At 61.8% G+C, this 18606-nt stretch carries 11 protein-coding genes and 2 pseudogenes; 9 read left to right on the top strand and 4 right to left on the bottom strand.

The window, feature by feature from the left end; all coding sequences use genetic code 11:
- The first annotated feature begins 71 nt into the window (after positions 1–71).
- The 5 genes and pseudogenes from K5H97_RS11890 to K5H97_RS11910 form a co-directional block, all read left to right on the top strand.
- Positions 72–2570, top strand: a complete 2499-nt coding sequence (locus tag K5H97_RS11890; RefSeq protein WP_028689342.1) for a CoA transferase — start codon at positions 72–74, stop codon at positions 2568–2570.
- A gap of 118 nt (positions 2571–2688) precedes the next feature.
- On the top strand, positions 2689–3846 hold the full coding sequence (locus K5H97_RS11895) for an iron-containing alcohol dehydrogenase (protein ID WP_028689343.1): 1158 nt from the start codon (positions 2689–2691) through the stop codon (positions 3844–3846).
- A 45-nt stretch (positions 3847–3891) separates the two neighbouring features.
- The gene (locus tag K5H97_RS11900; protein ID WP_028689344.1) at positions 3892–5388 is read left to right on the top strand and encodes a CoA-acylating methylmalonate-semialdehyde dehydrogenase; all 1497 of its coding nucleotides are present in this window, start codon (positions 3892–3894) and stop codon (positions 5386–5388) included.
- Between the two features lie 303 nt (positions 5389–5691).
- Positions 5692–7326, top strand: coding sequence for a BCCT family transporter (locus K5H97_RS11905; protein WP_028689345.1), 1635 nt, complete (start codon positions 5692–5694; stop codon positions 7324–7326).
- Between the two features lie 100 nt (positions 7327–7426).
- A pseudogene (locus K5H97_RS11910) lies at positions 7427–7581 on the top strand (transposase); the annotation flags it as partial.
- 327 nt (positions 7582–7908) lie between these two features.
- On the opposite strand, the gene K5H97_RS11915 reads toward K5H97_RS11910, so the two are convergent.
- Positions 7909–8565 carry a response regulator transcription factor gene (locus K5H97_RS11915; protein WP_028689346.1) on the bottom strand — a complete coding sequence of 219 codons (657 nt, stop codon included), beginning with the start codon at positions 8563–8565 and terminating at the stop codon, positions 7909–7911.
- Complete coding sequence (locus tag K5H97_RS11920; protein WP_036985830.1) at positions 8562–9986, bottom strand: sensor histidine kinase; 1425 nt, start codon at positions 9984–9986, stop codon at positions 8562–8564. Before K5H97_RS11920 ends, K5H97_RS11915 begins: the two co-directional genes overlap by 4 nt.
- A gap of 181 nt (positions 9987–10167) precedes the next feature.
- On the opposite strand from K5H97_RS11920, the gene K5H97_RS11925 reads away from it, so the two are divergent.
- Both K5H97_RS11925 and K5H97_RS11930 read left to right on the top strand, forming a co-directional pair.
- A complete protein-coding gene (locus K5H97_RS11925; protein WP_028689348.1) occupies positions 10168–11790 on the top strand; it encodes an acyl-CoA synthetase in 1623 nt (540 codons plus the stop codon).
- Between the two features lie 99 nt (positions 11791–11889).
- A complete protein-coding gene (locus K5H97_RS11930) occupies positions 11890–13659 on the top strand; it encodes an acyl-CoA dehydrogenase C-terminal domain-containing protein (protein ID WP_028689349.1) in 1770 nt (589 codons plus the stop codon).
- 147 nt (positions 13660–13806) lie between these two features.
- Here the strand turns inward: K5H97_RS11930 and K5H97_RS11935 are convergent.
- Positions 13807–14673: pseudogene (locus K5H97_RS11935) on the bottom strand (tyrosine-type recombinase/integrase); the annotation flags it as partial.
- A 153-nt stretch (positions 14674–14826) separates the two neighbouring features.
- Entirely contained in the window at positions 14827–15741 is a 915-nt protein-coding gene (locus K5H97_RS11940; RefSeq protein ID WP_028689350.1) for a LysR family transcriptional regulator, read from the bottom strand.
- Positions 15742–15948: 207 nt separating this feature from the next.
- Between K5H97_RS11940 and K5H97_RS11945 the strand changes: the two genes are divergently transcribed.
- A complete protein-coding gene (locus K5H97_RS11945) occupies positions 15949–16971 on the top strand; it encodes a zinc-dependent alcohol dehydrogenase family protein (protein ID WP_028689351.1) in 1023 nt (340 codons plus the stop codon).
- A 191-nt stretch (positions 16972–17162) separates the two neighbouring features.
- Entirely contained in the window at positions 17163–18563 is a 1401-nt protein-coding gene (locus tag K5H97_RS11950) for a hypothetical protein (RefSeq protein WP_028689352.1), read from the top strand.
- The last annotated feature ends 43 nt before the right edge of the window (positions 18564–18606 follow it).

Consider the following 18606-nt stretch of genomic DNA (forward strand, 5'->3'; position numbering starts at 1 on the left):
ACGAGGTCTCAATAACAACAATAACCGCGCCGGCGAATCTCGTTGGCCCGGGGCTAAGTAGGGTTATCGTCATGCAGCATTGCAACCAATTGCCTTTGCAAGGCGTCAATGTCATCGATTTTGGTCAGTACATCGCAGGCCCTGCCGTCGCGATGATCCTTGCGGACCTGGGCGCGACTGTCGTACACATCGACCCGCTCGACGGGCCGCTGTGGGACAGCCCAGCCAACGCCACGCTCAACCGCAACAAGCTCTGCCTGCGGCTGGATCTGAAGACTGCCCAGGGGCTGCATCAGGCTCACGAACTCATCTCCCGTTCAGACATCGTGATCGAAAACTTCCGGCCGGGTGTCATGTCCCGGCTGGGCCTTGATTTCGCAGCGCTGCGGCGCGCTCGCCCTGAGCTGATCACGCTATCGATCCCTGGGTTTGCCAGTGATGACGAACTGCGTGCGCAGTGGCGTGCGACGGAGGCGGTGATCGCTTCGGCCTCCGGTGTGTTCACCGATATGGGCCAGAACCGCGTACTGATGGGCATCAACCCCAGTTTTTCGCCGCTTCCGCTGGCGTCGGCCTATGGCACCATGCTGGCTGTGTCTTCTGTCGTGCTTGCCTTGCAGGCGCGTGAGAAGCACGGCGTTGGCGATCAGATCGAAGTGCCGCTGGCCGCCGCCGTGATGGAAGGTCTGTCGTACAACTCGATCAAGATCGACGGCTACCCGCTGCGTTACAAGACGCTGCGTGAGAAGGAGAGCGAGCGGCGCCGTGCCGAAAACCTGCCGATGAACCTGAGCTACCAGGACCTGCAGGAGTTCCTCGACCCGTTCTACCGCACCTATGAATGTGCCGATGGCCGCAAGTTCTACGCCGTTTGCCCGTCCCATCGTGAGCATGCCAAGCGCTGCCTGCAGGCAATGGGCATCTATGAGGAAATGGTGGTCGCCGGCCTGCCGAAAGTAGATGACCCCTACCTGCCGATCGACCAATGGGAAGGCAATGCATCCCTGGGCGTTTACCCGTTGCCGGCTGATTGGGCGGCGCGTATTTCTGCCAGGATGAAAGAGGTGTTCCTGACCAAAACAGCCGCCGAGTGGGAGGTCATCTTCGGTGAAGGGCGTTTCCCTGGGGCGCCACACAGATCGACCCAGGAGTGGCTCCACGACGAGCACTCGAATACTGCTGGGTTGATCGTCGAGGTCGATGACCGCGAGTTCGGCGTGATGAAGCAGCCTGGCCCGATTGCCTGGTTGGAGGGGTGTTCGGAGCCCATGCTCAAGCCGCTGTCGCGTCGTGATGTCAGCTTCGAGCAAGCACTGGCAACCCTGTCCGAACGTCCTGATCCTGTATTGCCGCCTGCCAAGCTCGACACGCCTGCCGGTTGGCTGGAAGGCGTTAAGATCCTCGACCTGACGAATGTGATCGCAGGGCCGCACTCGACATCGTTCCTGGGCCGCTTCGGCGCAGATGTCATCAAGCTCGACCCTGTGGTGCCCAACTATGACCCGTGGAATACCGTGGTCTTCGGCATGTCGTCGGCACGTGGCAAGGAAAGTGTGCTGGTCGATCTGAACAAGCCCGAAGGGCGCGAGGTTTTCAATCGCCTCGTGCGCGAGGTCGATGTAATCGTCATGAACGCGCCGGATCGCCAATTGGCACCGCTGGGCCTTGATGAGGCGAGTCTGCAGGCGGTGAATCCTGGCGTGATCTTCTGTCAGCTGGACTGCTTCGGCGGCCCGCGTCGCGGACCTCGTACGGATTATCTTGGGTATGACGACCTGATCCAGGCCACTACCGGAATCATGCTGCGCTTTGGCGGCGGCATGGAAACGCCGGAAGAACATGCACATGTCGGCACGATCGATGTGATGTGCGGGTTTGCTGCTGCGCTGGGCGTGGCAACCGCCCTGTATCGTAAGCATCACTCGGGTGAGGCCTACCGGGCACGCACCTCGTTGGCTTCGCTGGGCAACCTGGTGCAAATTCCATTCTGCTACGACTACCCAGGCCGTGGCCCATTCAATGAGCCATCCGGCCGTGACGTGGCCGGCTACAGTGACCTTTCCCGGTTCTACAGGACGGCGGATGGCTGGATCTACCTGGATGCCAGCGAAGGGGAGCTGCACAAGTTCGCGGCCATCGCCGATCTCAGCGGCGTGACCTGTGCAAGTGATCGGGTGGGCTATCTGCAATCTGCTATCGGCAGGATGAGCAGCGCGGTGCTTCAAGAGCGCCTGCAGGCTGCCAACATCGCTGCCGCAGTACCGGACAACATCGATCACCTGCGCAGCCAGTACAGCCGCAGTGCCGATGGCCAGCCGGGTATCGAGAATGGCAGCTACTCCTTCAGCATCTATAACGACCATCCGAGCGGGCATCGGGTTACGCAACTCGATCCTTACGCCATTCGCCCACGGGTCGGGCGTATCCGAGCGCTGTCACCGGCTGAGAAGTTCGGTGCCTCGACTCGCAAGGTGCTGAGCCGCTACGGCTACACCGAGGCGCAGATTCAGTCGCTCCTGGACGCCAGCGCAATCGGCGAATCCTGGAGTGAAGAATATCTGCCGAGCTGACTGCTGAGGGCAGGTCAAGGCGCTGGATTTCCCGCCCTGGCTTGCCCATTTCGATCAAGCGAACACGAGCCCAAGGCTGCTCGCGGGCGCGTTCATGCCCAAAAAATGAGATAGAGCCATGAATTACAAGAGCATCCTTCCACGAATCCTGCAAACCGGAGCTGGTGCCAGCCAGCAAATCCATCAGGTTCTAGCCAGCCTGGGCTGCCACAAACCGCTGATCATCACTGACCGGATGATGGTCGAGCTAGGCTACGCAGGGCGTATCAGCGCAGTCCTGGCAGAGCAGGGGATTCAAGGCGACGTATTTTCCGACACCGTACCCGAGCCGACCGTCGCTTCGATTCAAGCCGGCGTAGCGACCGCCAGGGAAGGTGGCTACGACAGCATCATCGCACTGGGCGGCGGAAGCCCTATCGATAGCGCCAAAGCGATCGGCATTCTGGCCAAATTCGGCGGTGTCATGCGCGATTACAAGTTCCCGCGCAACGTGACCGAGATGGGTTTGCCGATCATTGCCATTCCAACCACTGCCGGCACTGGCTCGGAAGTGACCCGGTTCACCATCATCACCGACGAATCGACTGACGAAAAAATGCTCTGTGTGGGCGCAGGATTCATGCCGTTGGCGGCACTGGTCGATTACGAACTCACGCTGTCGTTGCCACCTCGCGTCACCGCCGATACCGGTATCGATGCATTGACCCACGCCATCGAGGCATACGTCAGCAAGAAAGCGAATCTGTTTAGCGATGCCCAGGCATTGGCTGCCATGCGCCTGATCGGGCCGAACCTGCGCAAGGTCTACCACGACGGTAGCGACCGTGCTGCGCGCGAAGCCGTGATGCTGGGGTCGACCTTGGCGGGCTTGGCGTTCTCTGCAGCTTCCGTTGCCCTGGTGCACGGCATGAGCCGCCCGATCGGCGCGGCATTCCATGTGCCCCATGGCTTGTCGAACGCCATGCTGCTGCCTGAAGTTACAGCCTTTTCCATTCCCGCTGCACGTGATCGGTACGCCGATTGCGCGCGTGCCATGGGCGTCGCCACGCAAAGCGACAACGACCAGTCGGCGGTACAGAAACTGCTGGATGAGCTGGTGGCGATCAATGATGAGCTCAAGGTGCCCACCCCTGCAGAGTTCGGCATCGATCGCGAAAAATTCTTCGAGCTGATGCCAACCATGGCCGCTCAGGCGCTGGCGTCCGGTTCACCTGGCAATAATCCGCGTGTACCGACCGAGGCCGAGATGGTCGAGCTGTATCGCAGCCTTTGGTAATGGCGCCTCATCGCATTATTTGAATAACAAAAAGTGGAGTTACACATGAATACTGTCGGTCATCTGATTAACGGCGAAGTCGTTGTCGAATCCAAGCGCACCCAGGATGTCTTCAACCCTGCCACCGGCCAGGTCGCTCGCCAGGTCGCCCTGGCATCGAGCCAGACCGTGGAGCACGCCATCGCGACTGCTGAGGCTGCTTTTCCGGCCTGGCGTGATACGCCGCCCATCAAGCGCGCACGTATCATGTTCCGCTTCAAGGAACTGCTGGAGCAGAACGCTGATGCGATCTGCAAACTGATTGGTGAAGAACACGGGAAGATTTCCCATGATGCGGCAGGCGAACTGCAGCGGGGTATCGAGAACGTCGAGTACGCTTGCGGGATCGCCGAGCTCCTGAAAGGTGAACACAGCAAGAATGTCGGCCCGAACATCGATGCCTGGAGCGAGTTCCAGCCCCTGGGCGTGGTGGCAGGTATCACGCCGTTCAACTTCCCAGTGATGGTGCCGCTTTGGATGATCCCGGTGGCCATTGCGGCAGGCAACTGCTTCATCCTCAAACCTTCCGAACGCGATCCAAGCTCCACGTTGTTCATTGCCCAACTGCTGCAGGAAGCGGGCCTGCCCAAGGGTGTACTTAATGTGGTGAACGGCGACAAGGAAGCGGTCGATATCCTGCTGCGCGACTCGCGCATCCAGGCAGTCAGCTTCGTAGGTTCGACCCCGGTGGCCGAGTACATCTACGCCACCGCCACGGCTCACGGCAAACGCTGCCAGGCACTGGGTGGGGCGAAAAACCACGCCATCGTCATGCCAGACGCCGACATCGACAATGCGGTAAACCAGCTGCTGGGCGCGGCGTTCGGTTCCTCCGGTGAGCGTTGCATGGCCCTGTCGGTCGCCGTTGCGGTGGGCGACGCGGCAGCCGATGCGCTGATCGCCAAGATGAAAGAAGCCATGAAGAACCTGAAGGTAGGGGCTTACAACGACAGCACGAACGACTTTGGCCCGGTGATTACCCGCCAGCACCAGCAGAAGGTGGTCGGCTACATCGACAGCGCCGAAGAGCAGGGTGCTACGGTGGTTGTCGACGGTCGTCAGCCAAACGTTGCGGGCTATGAGGAAGGCTTCTTCGTCGGCGGCACCCTGATCGATCACGTCACCCCAGACATGCAGAGCTACAGGGAAGAGATCTTTGGTCCGGTTCTGCAGGTCGTGCGTGTCAACAGCATGCAGGAGGCCATGGCGTTGATCGACAAGCACGAGTACGGCAATGGTACGTGCATCTTTACCCGTGACGGTGAGGCTGCTCGTTACTTCTCCGACAACATCAAGGTGGGCATGGTCGGCATCAATGTGCCGCTGCCAGTACCTGTCGCGTACCACAGCTTCGGCGGTTGGAAGCGCTCGCTGTTCGGTGACTTGCATGCCTACGGGCCGGATGGCGTGCGGTTCTACACCCGACGCAAGACCGTTACCCAACGCTGGCCGTCGTCAGGTGTTCGCGAGGGTGCTGAATTCTCCATGCCGACCATGAAGTAACGCATGTACAAGAGGTGTGCCTGGCTGTCGCCAAGCACACCGTTTCGTATGACACCGATGATCAATGATCGTCGTACTGCCGAGTGATGGTGTGCTGTTTTGTGGTGCCGCTGAAATAATAATTAGATAAAGCTAGAGGCGAATATGAATAATAAGCACAATATATGTTCGGGAAAGGCGGGTGGCCTTTCATTTCTTCAAGGGACGAGGTCTGTTCGAGCAAGGTTTGCAGTTCGTGCTTGACCTATCTGTATTCAACAGGTGTTTGGTGTTGAGTCGAAACGTTCTGAGGAGGTATGCCAAATGAGTACGTTGAAAGAAGGTGCGTCGATGGATGGGCGGGTGTTTTGGCCATCCATTGCAGTGATACTTGGCGTCACAATTCCGCTTATTGCATTTCCCGAGGCTGGAAATGCAGTGATCAATCAAATGTTTGCGTTTGCCACCGGCAAGTTTGGCTGGCTCTACTTGGTTTCAGGCCTGATGACGGTCGCGTTTCTGTTGTGGATGGCGTTCGGGCGCTATGGAAATATACGCCTTGGGCGAAAGAGTGACGCGCCAGAATTTTCCTATTTCAGCTGGGTCGCCATGATTTTTTGTGGCGGTATCGGCATCGCGATTGTCAATTGGGCCTGGGTTGAGCCGATTTATTATTTCAACGGCCCTCCTTTGAATGTCGCGGCTCACAGTCGGGAAGCGGCAGAGTGGGCGTTGACTTACGGACAGTTCCATTGGGGCCTGACCCCATGGGCATTCTATTGCCTGCCAGCCTTGCCGATTGCCTATTCGATGTATGTACGCCGGCAGCCAGGGGTGAGATTGTCCGTGGCTGCCCGTGGTGTGCTGGGTGAGAAGTCCAACGGGTGGCTGGGCCTTACACTGGATACGGTGGTGGTGTTCGGGATCGTGGGTGGCGTGGGCACTTCCCTCGGCCTGGCCGTTCCGCTGGTTTCGACCTTGGCGGGTGACATCTTCGGTATTCAGCAGTCCTTCGCATTCGACATGGGTGTGCTGGCGCTCTGGACACTGATGTTCGGCATGAGTGTGTGGTTCGGACTGAGCAAAGGGATCAAGATTCTCAGTGATATCAACGTCTACCTGGCGTTTGCACTGCTGTTGTTCGCGGCCGTCGTGGGCCCCACGCTGCTGCTGATCAACGGCTGGGCAAACAGCCTGGGCCTGATGATCAATAACTTCATTCACATGAGCTTGTGGACGGATCCGGTTGCCAAGGGTTCGTTCCCTCAGGACTGGACAATTTTCTATTGGGCCTGGTGGATTGCCTATGCACCCATGATGGGCTTGTTCGTCGCCCGAATTTCCCGGGGGCGAACGATCAAGGAACTGATTCTGGCCGAGCTTGTGTGGGGCAGCCTGGGGTGCTGGGTATTCTTCGCAGTCTGGGGCGGGTACTCACTTAATCTGCAACTCAGTGGTGAGTTGGATATCAGCGCCATCTTGACCGCGCAAGGTATCCCTGCGGCGGTGCTCGCCATTTTGAAAACCATGCCCTATTCGGGTATTGCTATTGCAGCGTTCGTGCTCCTTTGCTTTGTGTTCCTGGCGACAACGCTTGATTCGGCGGCCTATGTGCTTGCTTCGGTGACATCGAAAGAACTCAGTGGTTATGAGGAGCCTCAGCGCTGGCTGCGAATTGTATGGGCGCTGTTGCTGGCGGTCATCGGCATCGGGCTTCTCAAGGTGGGCGGGTTGAAGGCTGTGCAAACATCTACCATCGTCGTCGCACTGCCATTGATCCCCGTACTTGGCGTACTGGCCTGGTCACTGCTTCGCATGATTCGTGCAGACCTTGGGTATGCACTAGGAACGACTGAAGTTGTTTTGGACGACGCGCTAACGCTTGACAAGACTCTTGAAATGGACGAGCGACAGACTGCTGATACTGTCTTGATTACGATACACCCAGAGGCCAGATAGCAAGGTCTCTATTTTTCTGCTTACTAGGAAGAACTCAGAATTTTCTGGGCTCTTCCTTTCCACCCAGCGTATGTATGGCGGACGCTAAGGATTCTTTTAACAGCAGCGGAACGCTATCGAACGGCTTTTTGGTTGGTTGAAGGAGCTCCGCCGCCTGGGTACACGCTATTGCAAGCTAGCGGAAGGCTTCGCAGTGATAATTATGTGGCTTGCTGGCGGCGGTGTTTACGACATTACTTTTCGTACAGCGCATAACAAGCGTGCGCGAAGCCCCTAAAGACTTTCAGGGTCGCCGAAGAACATTTGGACAGGTCTCTAGCGCGGGTTTTGCGGGTAGAAAAATCAGAAATTTACCCCCAAAAATACCCGCGATACCCCCAGTAGAATGCGCGATCGAGAATGGCGATTTCTGACAACTTTCGTACAGGCGCTCGCTGGACTTCAGTGTACCTCCACGGTTGAGTGGTCGAAGACGGGACAAGGCGGAATTCCTATTGGAATGCATTTCACGAAGGGCTGCTATCGACCCTTTGCAGCTGTTCGGGGTATCTACGAAACCGAGGTCGATTCAGTTTGTACAAATCATCCGAGCTCACTGATATTCTCGTCTGGCTTGACACGAAGACTGAGTGCATCGATCTGCCCACAAGCAATGGCCATACCGACAAGCGCTGGCAAGCTCTCGGCCTGCATTCGTTTCATCACGCGGCTTCGATAGAGATCGATGGTCTTGGTGCTGACATCGAGGTGTTCGGCAATCTCCCGGTTGCTGAACCCCTGCACCAGCGGGATGAAGACATCCTGCTCTCGCGGGGTGAGGGCGTTGATGCGCTCCTGAACCGAGGCAAGCTCCGTCATGCCAGCCAGTGAGCTCCCTGCTTGCTGCAGCGCTGCCTGAACGCTGTCCAGCAACAGTTGATCGTTGTAGGGCTTTTCGATGAAGTCGCAGGCACCGGATTTGAATGCGCGCACGACAATCGGCACATCGGCATGGGCGCTGACAAAGATGACCGGGGTCTTGATATCACGTTTTTGCAGCGCTTCCTGTACAGCCAGCCCACCCATGCCAGGCATGCGCACATCAAGCAGTACACAAGCCGGCCCGCTCAGGTCTGCCGCATTCAGAAAGGCCTGGCCGTTCGTAAAAGGCACGGCCTCGAGGCCTACCGACTCCAGCAGCCAGACCGTCGAGTCGAGCATGCCCTGATCATCGTCGATCACATAAACCCTTGGCTTCATCGCCGGTTGTCGCTCCTGAGGTTATTGGTCGGCAGGCGGCAGCACAGCACCAGACCACCTGACTCATAGGCACGCGCATGCAGGTTGCCACCAAAGCCTTCGACAATACTTCGGCTCATCGACAGGCCAAGCCCAAGCCCCTCGGGCTTGCTGGTGATAAACGGGGTGAAGATCTCATCGAGGCGTTCAGCAGGGACACCGCATCCCTGATCTGCCACTTCGATCTGCAGCCAATCGCCCTGGCGCTCTGCCGTGAGAAATATACGTGATGGTTGGCTGGAATGCTGCTCACGATTGGCTTCGATGGCGTTGCGCAGAAGGTTGAGCAGGACCTGCTCCAGCAGTACCCGGTCGGCGTTCACCCTCGGCAACTGCCCGCCCAGGCGTTGCTCGATACGCACCTGCGCGCCAGCCGCTTCCCAGGCGCACAGGCGCATGGCTTCCTCGATCACTTCGCCAATCTCCAGTGCCTGCAGCTGGCGTGGACCCTTGCGCAGGAAGGCGCGCAGGCGACGGATAACCTCGGCGGCATGGGTGGCCTGGGCGTTGATGCGCTGCAGCCCCTGCTCGACCCGGTCCCGCGCCTGGGGATCGTGCTCCAGGTTGCTCAGGTAGCGCAGGCTGGCATTGCTGTAGTTGAGCACCGCGGCCAGTGGCTGGTTGATCTCGTGGGCGATACCCGAGGCCAGCTCGCCCAGGGTGGCGACCCGGGCGCTGTGGGCCAGGGTTTCCTGGGCCTCGATGCGCAGAGTGATGTCGCGGGACACGGCGACGATCTCCACCACGGCGCCGGTGTAGGTCTCGCGGATCGCCCTGCAGGCGATTTCGAACCAGCGATAGCGGCCATCGGCATGCCGCACGCGACAGGTCATGGTGTGGTAGCCGTCCGCGTCCAGCGCGGTGCCGGCCTGCAGCAAGGCCTGGAGGCGCTCGCCCGGGTGCAGAAGACCACGCACGAGGCTGCCGCGCAGTTGTTCGGGCCACAGCCCGAGCAGGCGGAACGCGGCAGGGGTGGCATCGAGAAAGCGTCCGTCCGGGCTGTGCCGCGAGATCAGGTCGGTGGTGTTCTCGGTGATCAGCCGGTACAGCCTTCGCGCGCGACTGGCTTCGCGCTCGCCACCGCGTTCGGCGCTGGCGTCGCGGCAGCGCGCCAGTACCTGTTGGTGTTGGTCATCGGGAATGAAGGTCCAGAGCAGGATGCGCCCGTTGGCCTCGGCCTCGACCTCGCTGATGGCCCGGCCTTGCTTCAGGCTGGCGCGTACCAGCTCGACATGGTTGGCGGGCAGCCATTGCGCCAGGGGCGGCCCCTGGCGAACCAAGGCCTCGCAGGCAGGATTGAGCTGCACGGGGCTGGCGTCAGCGGCCAGCAGCAGGCTGGGTTGTGGGTCCAGGGCGAGCAGGGGAGAGCAGGTGGCGATCACGATAAAAGGCTCTTTTATAGTAGTTTTACCATATTGCTATAGTCGATCTTCCAGATACGATAGCGGTTCGCGTAAAAAAGCGACAGGGAGGAAAACGCCTCCCACACCCTGATCAGAGCTAACAATCAGCCACCGGGGGCTTGCGCACAGCGCGCGCCTGCCTCCACTACAGGACCCGCGCATGTCGATATTCTCCCAGGGCCTGATGCCCGCACCGGTCAACCACGTCGCCCTGACGCCACTCAGCTTCATCGAACGCACCGCCGCAGTGTATGGCCAGTACCCGGCCGTGATCCATGGCGCCATCCGCCGCGACTGGGCCGCAACCTATGCCCGTTGCCGGCGCCTGGCCAGTGCCCTGCAGGGCCGTGGCGTGGGTCGCGGCGACACGGTGGCGGTGATGTTGCCGAACATTCCCGCCATGCTCGAAGCGCACTTCGGCGTGCCGATGATCGGCGCCGTGCTCAACACCCTCAACGTTCGCCTGGACGCCGAGGCCATTGCCTTCATGCTGCGTCATGGTGAGGCCAAGGTGCTGATCGGTGATCGCGAGTTCCACGGCGTCATCAAGGACGCCCTGGCCTTGCTCGAACACCCACCTCTGGTGATTGATGTGGACGACCCGGAATATGGCGAAGGCCAGCCGGTCAGCGATCTGGACTACGAGGCCCTGCTGGCCGAAGGCGACCCCGAGTTCGCCTGGGAATGGCCCGAGGACGAATGGCAGGCGATCTCGCTCAACTACACCTCCGGCACCACCGGCAACCCCAAGGGCGTGGTCTATCACCACCGTGGCGCCTACCTCAACGCCATCGGCAACCAGATGACCTGGGCCATGGGCCACCGCCCGGTGTACCTGTGGACCCTGCCGATGTTCCACTGCAACGGTTGGTGCTACCCCTGGACCATTACCGCCCTGGCCGGCACCCATGTGTTCCTGCGCCGGGTCGATCCGCAGAAAATCCTCACCCTGATTCGCGAGCACCGGGTCAGCCACCTGTGCGGCGCACCGATCGTGCTCAACGCCTTGGTCAACATGCCCGAGAGCGCCAAGGCCGCCATCGAGCACCCGGTTCAGGCGATGGTTGCCGGCGCGGCGCCACCGGCCAAGGTGATCGGCGCGGTTGAGGAGATGGGCATTCACATCACTCACACCTATGGTCTGACCGAGGTTTACGGCCCGGTGACGGTGTGCGCCTGGCACGCGCAATGGGATGCCTTGACCCTGGAAGAGCGGGCGCGGATCAAGTCGCGCCAGGGCGTGCGCTACCCGACCCTGGACGGCCTGATGGTCGCCGACCCGCAGACCTTGGAACCGGTGCCGCGCGACGGCAATACCCTGGGCGAGATCTTCATGCGCGGCAATACGGTGATGAAGGGGTACCTGAAGAATCCCGAGGCCACCGCCGAGGCCTTCCGCGGCGGCTGGTTCCACACCGGTGACCTGGCGGTGTGGCATGCCGACGGCTACGTCGAGATCAAGGATCGACTCAAGGACATCATCATTTCCGGCGGCGAAAACATCTCCACCATCGAGGTCGAGGACGTCCTGTACATGCATCCCGCCGTGCTCGAGGCCGCGGTGGTCGCCCGCCCCGACGAGAAATGGGGCGAGACGCCCTGCGCCTTCGTCACCCTCAAGAACGGCCACGGTGCCACCCGCGAAGGCGAGATCGTCGCCTGGTGTCGCGAACACCTGGCTGGCTTCAAGATGCCCAAGACCGTGGTGTTTGGCGAATTGCCCAAGACCAGTACCGGCAAGATCCAGAAGTACGTGCTGCGCGACCGCGCCCGGGCGCTCTGAGCGTTCAGCCACAGCGGCCAGTGCGGCCGCATCGCCGGCTTGCCGGCGATGAGGCCGGGCCTGCCAACTCAAAACCCAAAGCCTAACCGCGAGCCTGAGATGACCACCTACACCGCCCCCCTGCGTGACATGCGCTTCATTCTCAAGGACGTCTTCCACGGCCCTGCCTTGTGGGCCCATCTGCCGGCCCTGGCTGAGCGGGTCGACGCCGACACCGCCGACGCCATCCTCGAAGAAGCCGCCAGGCTAACCGGCCAACTGATCGCCCCGCTCAGCCGCAACGGCGATGAACAGGGCGTGCAGTTCGCCAACGGCCAGGTGCGCACCCCCGACGGTTTCCGCGAGGCCTGGCGCACCTACCGCGAAGGCGGCTGGGTGGGCCTGGGCGGCAACCCCGAGCACGGCGGCATGGGCATGCCGAAGATGCTCGGCGTGCTGTTCGAGGAGATGATGTACGCCGCCGACAGCAGCTTCAGCCTGTACTCGGCCCTCACCGCCGGCAGTTGCCTGGCCATCGACGCCCATGCCAGCGCGAGGCTCAAGGCCACCTTCCTGCCGCCGCTGTACGCAGGCCGCTGGGCCGGCACCATGTGCCTGACCGAACCCCAAGCCGGCACCGACCTGGGCCTGATCCGCAGTCGCGCCGAACCCCAGGCCGACGGCAGCTACCGCATCAGCGGCAGCAAGATCTTCATCACTGGCGGTGAGCAGGACCTCACCGAGAACATCGTCCACCTGGTGCTGGCGCGGCTGCCGGATGCGCCGGTCGGGCCCAAGGGCATTTCGCTGTTCCTGGTGCCCAAGTACCTGGTGAACGACGACGGCAGCCTGGGGGCGCGCAATCCGGCCCACTGTGGCTCGATCGAGCACAAGATGGGCATCAAGGCCTCGGCCACCTGCGTGATGAACTTCGACCAGGCCGAGGGTTACCTGGTCGGTGAGTCGAACAAGGGCCTGGCCGCGATGTTTACCATGATGAACTACGAGCGGCTGTCCATTGGCATCCAGGGCATCGGCTGCGCCGAGGCCTCTTACCAGAGCGCTGCGGGCTATGCCAACGAGCGTCTGCAGAGCCGCTCGGCGGCCGGTGTGCAAGCCCCAGAGCGCAGCGCCGACCCGATCATCGTGCATGGCGATGTGCGGCGCATGCTGCTGACTATGCGCACCCTCACCGAGGGCGGCCGCGCCTTCGCCGTGTATGTCGGCCAGCAGTTGGACATCGCCCGCTACGCCGAGGATGCCGGCGAGCGCGAACGGGCGCAGCGCCAGGTAGCGTTGCTCACGCCAGTGGCCAAGGCGTTCTTCACCGACAATGGCCTGGAGAGCTGCGTGCTCGGCCAGCAGGTGTTCGGCGGCCACGGCTATATTCGCGAGTGGGGCCAGGAGCAGCGAGTGCGGGACGTGCGCATCGCGCAGATCTACGAGGGCACCAACGGCATCCAGGCGCTCGACCTGCTCGGGCGCAAGGTGCTGGCCGACGGCCGCCAGGCCTTGGCTGGCCTGGCAGCGGAAATCCGTGCCTGGTGCGTCGATGCTCCGCTGCACCGGGAAGCGCTGTTGGCAGCACTGGTGCGCCTGGAGCGCGTCAGCCAATGGCTGCAGGTACAGGCAAGTGACGAACCGAACCTGGTCAACGCCTCGGCGGTGGAGTACCTGCACCTGTTCGGCCTGACCGCCTACGCCTACATGTGGGCGCGCATGGCCAACACCGCGCAGGCGCTGCAGGCCGAGGATCCGGCTTTCCATGGCGCCAAGCTGGCGTGCGCGGAGTTCTTTTTCCAGCGGTTGTTGCCTCGTACCCAGGCTCTGGAGGACAGCATCAAAGCGGGTAGCCAGAGCTTGTATAAAATGTCGCCCGAGCAGTTCTGAGGCGTGCTTGGAGTGGAAATTGCCAGCGTCCGGGTTGCCCTGAGGCAGGGCGACCCGGACGCTGGCAGTGCGACTTAGAACGCCGTAACGGGCAAGGCCATGATACTGCTGGCGCCATTGATGATCGTGTCATGCTGGCCGTGGATTGCTCTTGTCTAGGTGCCGCGTCTTGCTGACCACGTAGCGCCAGTCGGCGCTGATCAGATCGACATCCTCCCAGCGCATTTTGACAAGTTCGCCCGGGCGCACTGGCAGCATCACCAGCAGGCGCATTGCGGTGGTCACGCTGCTCGCATCTAGTTCATCCAGGCGCAACAGGAACTGACCCAAATCTGCCGGTCGTTCGATCGCTGGATTGCTGGTGACTACGTGGCGGATCTTGAGCTCCTCGGTGTTGCTCAGCGCCACGTTGCGTTCCACCCAGCCCCTGCCTTCAGCGAAGCCGAGTACGGCGCGAATGATGGTGCGAACGCGCTTGGCCATGGCCATCGTCCGAGCACGGCGCAGCGTATTGATGATCGAAGTGATGTGTTCAAGTCTGATCTCGGTGACTGGTTTTTCGCCGATGGCCGGCAAGATGTGATTGCGCAGTGCGCCGCGAAACCCTGCAATGGACTTGCTGACCAAATCCGGAGATTTGAAATTCATCCACTCTTCGGCCACGTAGGCAAACGTACGCGCCTTGTTGAGCCATTGTGCCTCGATCTTGGCTTTTTTTGCTTTGAGTGGGTCGATGTGATTGGCCACGCTATTGCGCGCTGTCCGGGCGAGCTCACGGGCTTCCTTCAAGCCCACATCCGGATACCTGCCGATCACGAATACGTTTTCCTTGCCGCGAAGACGGTACTTCAGTCGCCAGTGCCGGGAGGGTGACTTGCCAGGCTTGAGCGAGGCAAGCACCTGTAGATACAGACCCGGTACGTCGCCATCGGCGTACTTTCCTGGTGTGGTCAGCGAACGGATGAAGGCATCGCTGAGCTTTGGAAGGAAAGGAGGTGGTTTGTCGGGGGGCATGGTGTGGGGATATCTTTTTTAATCTGGGCTTGATGTACCCCCGAGATACCCCCAGTCAAGCTGGAATTGAGTGGATTCTGACGGATGGCTATGGATGGAGAATATTTCTAACTATATGAATTTAAAGGTTTTATGGCGCTTGGCGGAACTCGGTCAGAGACTGTCGGGGTCGCCGAAAAACATCTGAATCCGCGAGCGTAACCACCGTTCCGCCGGGTCATTGTCCTGCGCCCCGCGCCAGGCCATGTGCAGCTCGAAGCTGCGCACCTCCAGCGGCAGGTCTTCCGCGCGCAACCCACCCGCCGCGGTCAGCGCATCGGCGGTGTAGTCCGGCACCGTGGCGACGATATCGGTCCCCGCCAGCAAACTCCCCAATCCGTTGAACTGCGGCACCGCCAGCACCACATGACGCTTGCGGCCGATCTCGTCCAGCGCCTCGTCGATGAACCCCGAGAGGTCGCCGGCGAATGACACCAGGGCATGGGGGCGGGCGCAGAAGTCATCCAGGGTGATGCTGCCGGGCATGCTGTCGGCGCGTAGCAGCTTGGGCATGCTGCGGCGCAGCACCTTGCGCTTGGCGTTGGCGGGGAGTTCACTGGTGTAGCTCACGCCCACCGAGATCTCGCCCGAGGCCAGCAGGGTGGGCATCAGCAGGTAGTTGACCCGGCGCACCACCAGGACGATGCCGGGGGCTTCGGCGCGGATGCGCTTGAGCAGCTGCGGCAGCAGGGCGAATTCGGCGTCGTCCGACAGACCGATGCGGAACACCGCGTTGCTGGTCGCCGGGTCGAACTCGGCGGCGCGGCTGACGGCGGTGGAGATCGAGTCCAGCGCCGGCGACAGCAGGGCGAAGATCTCGTGGGCCCGTGCCGACGGTTCCATGCTGCGGCCGGTGCGCACGAACAGCGGGTCGTCAAACAGGTTGCGCAGGCGCGAAAGCGCGGCGCTGATCGCCGGCTGGCCGAGGAACAGTTTCTCGGCGGCGCGGGTAACGCTGCGTTCGTGCATGAGCGTTTCGAACACGATCAACAGGTTGAGGTCTACGCGACGCAAGTCGTTACGATTCATTCGATGCGGCTCGCCAGAAGTGGGGCAGGGGTGAATCTTAAGGCCAAAGGCTGGTACCCTGCACCGATTTCCGGGTGCCAATGCACAGAATTGTCAGGGGCCCAATCAATGACAGGCATGTCGACTATTAACAGCCACTGATGGTCCAACCGTGAAAGCCCGGATAAAGTCCGTGGTAATACGAGATTCACACAGGCGAGGTATGCGATGTCCCGCATGATCCGTTTCCACAAGTTCGGCCAGGCCGATGTGCTCCGATGCGAGGAGCAGGCCGAACCGTCCCCGGCTGCAGGCGAGGTGCAGATCCGCGTCGAGGCGATCGGCGTCAGCTGGTACGACGTGCTCTGGCGGCAGAACCTGGCGCCGTCCCAGGCGCGGCTGCCGGCCGGTATCGGCCACGAGATGGCCGGCGTGGTTACCGCCGTGGGCGAGGGTGTGGACGATATCGCGGTGGGCGATCGGGTCGCCAGCTTCCCGGCCACCAGCGCCAACGACCACCCGGTTTACGGCGACGTGATCGTCCTGCCGCGCAGCGCCATCACCCGTTACCCGGATGTGCTGACCCCGATTGAGGCCAGCGTGCACTACACGCCCCTGCTGATCGCCTATTTCGCCTACGTCGACCTGGCCCGGGCCAAGGCCGGGCAGACCGCGCTGGTCACCGATGCCAGCCACTGCGCGGGGCCGGCCTTCGTGCAACTGGGCAAGGCCCTGGGGTTGAAGGTGATCGCCGCCACCAAGGAGCCCGAGCAGCGCGAGTACCTGCTGGGGCTGGGCGCGGACAAGGTGATCGTCACCGAGGAACAGGACCTGCTGATGCAGATCGGCAAGTACACCGATGGGCGTGGCGTGGACATGGTCCTTGACGGCATGGGTGGCCCACAGATGTCACTGCTCGGCGATGTCCTGGCACCGCGTGGCAGCCTGGTGCTGTACGGCCTGCAGGGCGGCAACCAGACGCCGTTCCCGGCCTGCGCGGCGTTCCAGAAAAACATCCAGTTCCATGTGCACTGCATCGGCAACTTCACCGGCAAGCCGGAGCTGGGCATCGCCCAGGACCAGGTGGCCCTGCAGCGTGCGTTGCGCGACATCAACCAGTTCACCGCCGACCAACTGCTGACGCCGCAGATCATCAAGGTGTATCCGTTCGAGCAGGTGGTCGAGGCGCACCGGCACATGGACGAATGTCCGTGTGGCGGGCGGGTGGTGCTGGACATGGGGACGCACTGATCGGGCGATGAAGAAGCTCTCAGGACATTCACGCTCCCGCAGGGGAGCGTGCAGCCTGCAGGGCTGAGACATCAGCCAGTTTTTGCTAAATGTCCTACTGGGGTTTGGGAGGTTTCCTTCAAGCTCGGTTTGCTATTCATCTGCCAGAATCGGACTTCAACTCGAAGCCGTCAGGGAGATGGAGCGATAGCATGACCGAGACTCACGACCAAGCCATGCATTATGTCTACCAGCAAGTCCTGCAGCGCCTGCTGGAGCACATGACCCAGGCCCAGCGCGCCTCGGTGCAGCTGCTGGTCCAGCGATTGCTGGTCGTCGCCGGCGGCCAGGAATACGTCGGTAACGTCCGGGTGCTGGTGCTGCACGGCGTTGACCGACGCAGCGCGCACCTGCTGGCCTGCCTGCGCGCCGCGCAGTTGAGCATCGCCCTGCGCCATGGTGCCACCTTCCGCCTGCGGGTGCTGGCGGCCCGTTTGCCAACCCTCGACGACACCGCCCTTGCCCTTCACGACCGCTGTTTCAGCGCGCTGTTCCTGCACGACGACCCGCGGGTAGAGCTACTGCGTGCGGATGGCGGGCGGCTCGGCCTGTTCGGCGCTCGCCAGGCCTGCTCGGCCGAACAACTGACCGAGACGGGCAACGCCTGGCTGCTGTTCGGTCATCTGGTCGGCGGTCAGCCGGACGCGCTGCTCGGTGCCAGGGGTTACCTGGAGCTGGCTAACGGCTTGGGCCAGGCACTGATGGAGGAGGCCGGCGAGCAGATCCTGATCAGCGCCGAGCCGTTCGCCCAACGCCATCGCCTGCTGGCCTGGGGGCGGCGCTGCCTGCGCCATACCGTGGAGGTGGCCCACGCTCTGACGCCCCACAATGTGCTGGCAGCGGGCCTTGAGCAGTTAGGCAAGGTGTTGGCCGATCCCTGGCAACCGCCGACTTCACCCGTGCTGCGCCAGCCTGGCGGCGAGCCGCGGCTGGTGATGGTTGAGGACCTGTTGCGCCACCCGGACGACGGTGAGCTGCTGGACCGCATGCTCGGCCGGCAGGACGCCATGGGCAGGCACGCCCAGGGGCCGTCAGGGCTGTTCGATCCCTTGCCGTTGGCCCACCTGCATGGGCTCAAGGCGCAGTACCTGAATCAGCGCAGCTATCGCGAAGGCACGCAGGCGTTCTTCCAGCGTTTTGGCCAACCGTCGGTTGCCTGGCCACAGGGGCGGGCCTTGCGCAGCGAGGCACAGGCACGCCTGGCTGGCGCCTATGACGTGAACGAGGCGCAACTGGTCTGCCAGCTGTTCACCCCGTTCGAGGCGCAGGGGCACAACTTAGAGACCTTTGTGCTGCGCTGTCATCCAGGGATGCGTGTCGCGCTGCCGTATCTGCACCGCGCCTTGCAGGGGCTCCCTTGCCCGGAACCGGTTAGCCAGTGGCTGGTTGAAACCAGTGGCCTGCAGCTCACGCAACTGCGGGGGGTGTATGCTGGCACGCTCAGCCTCCACGCCCGGCGCCTGTTCCAGCTGTTGGGCCGGCGCGATCAGTGGTTGCGGCCCCTGTCAGCCAGCCCGAGCGGCGGCTTTGCGCCATTGCGCGCGGTCGATTAGTCCTGTTGTCGTGGCGAGCACGAGTACTGATCGCGTGACCGTC

Source organism: Pseudomonas mosselii (genome assembly GCF_019823065.1).
Lineage (GTDB): Bacteria > Pseudomonadota > Gammaproteobacteria > Pseudomonadales > Pseudomonadaceae > Aquipseudomonas > Aquipseudomonas mosselii.

Coding starts and splice junctions, on each gene's coding strand:
- K5H97_RS11890 (WP_028689342.1), top strand. CDS start 72: ATGCAGCATTGCAACCAATTGCCTTTGCAAGGCGTCAATGTCATCGAT.
- K5H97_RS11895 (WP_028689343.1), top strand. CDS start 2,689: ATGAATTACAAGAGCATCCTTCCACGAATCCTGCAAACCGGAGCTGGT.
- K5H97_RS11900 (WP_028689344.1), top strand. CDS start 3,892: ATGAATACTGTCGGTCATCTGATTAACGGCGAAGTCGTTGTCGAATCC.
- K5H97_RS11905 (WP_028689345.1), top strand. CDS start 5,692: ATGAGTACGTTGAAAGAAGGTGCGTCGATGGATGGGCGGGTGTTTTGG.
- K5H97_RS11915 (WP_028689346.1), bottom strand. CDS start 8,565: ATGAAGCCAAGGGTTTATGTGATCGACGATGATCAGGGCATGCTCGAC.
- K5H97_RS11925 (WP_028689348.1), top strand. CDS start 10,168: ATGTCGATATTCTCCCAGGGCCTGATGCCCGCACCGGTCAACCACGTC.
- K5H97_RS11930 (WP_028689349.1), top strand. CDS start 11,890: ATGACCACCTACACCGCCCCCCTGCGTGACATGCGCTTCATTCTCAAG.
- K5H97_RS11940 (WP_028689350.1), bottom strand. CDS start 15,741: ATGAATCGTAACGACTTGCGTCGCGTAGACCTCAACCTGTTGATCGTG.
- K5H97_RS11945 (WP_028689351.1), top strand. CDS start 15,949: ATGTCCCGCATGATCCGTTTCCACAAGTTCGGCCAGGCCGATGTGCTC.
- K5H97_RS11950 (WP_028689352.1), top strand. CDS start 17,163: ATGACCGAGACTCACGACCAAGCCATGCATTATGTCTACCAGCAAGTC.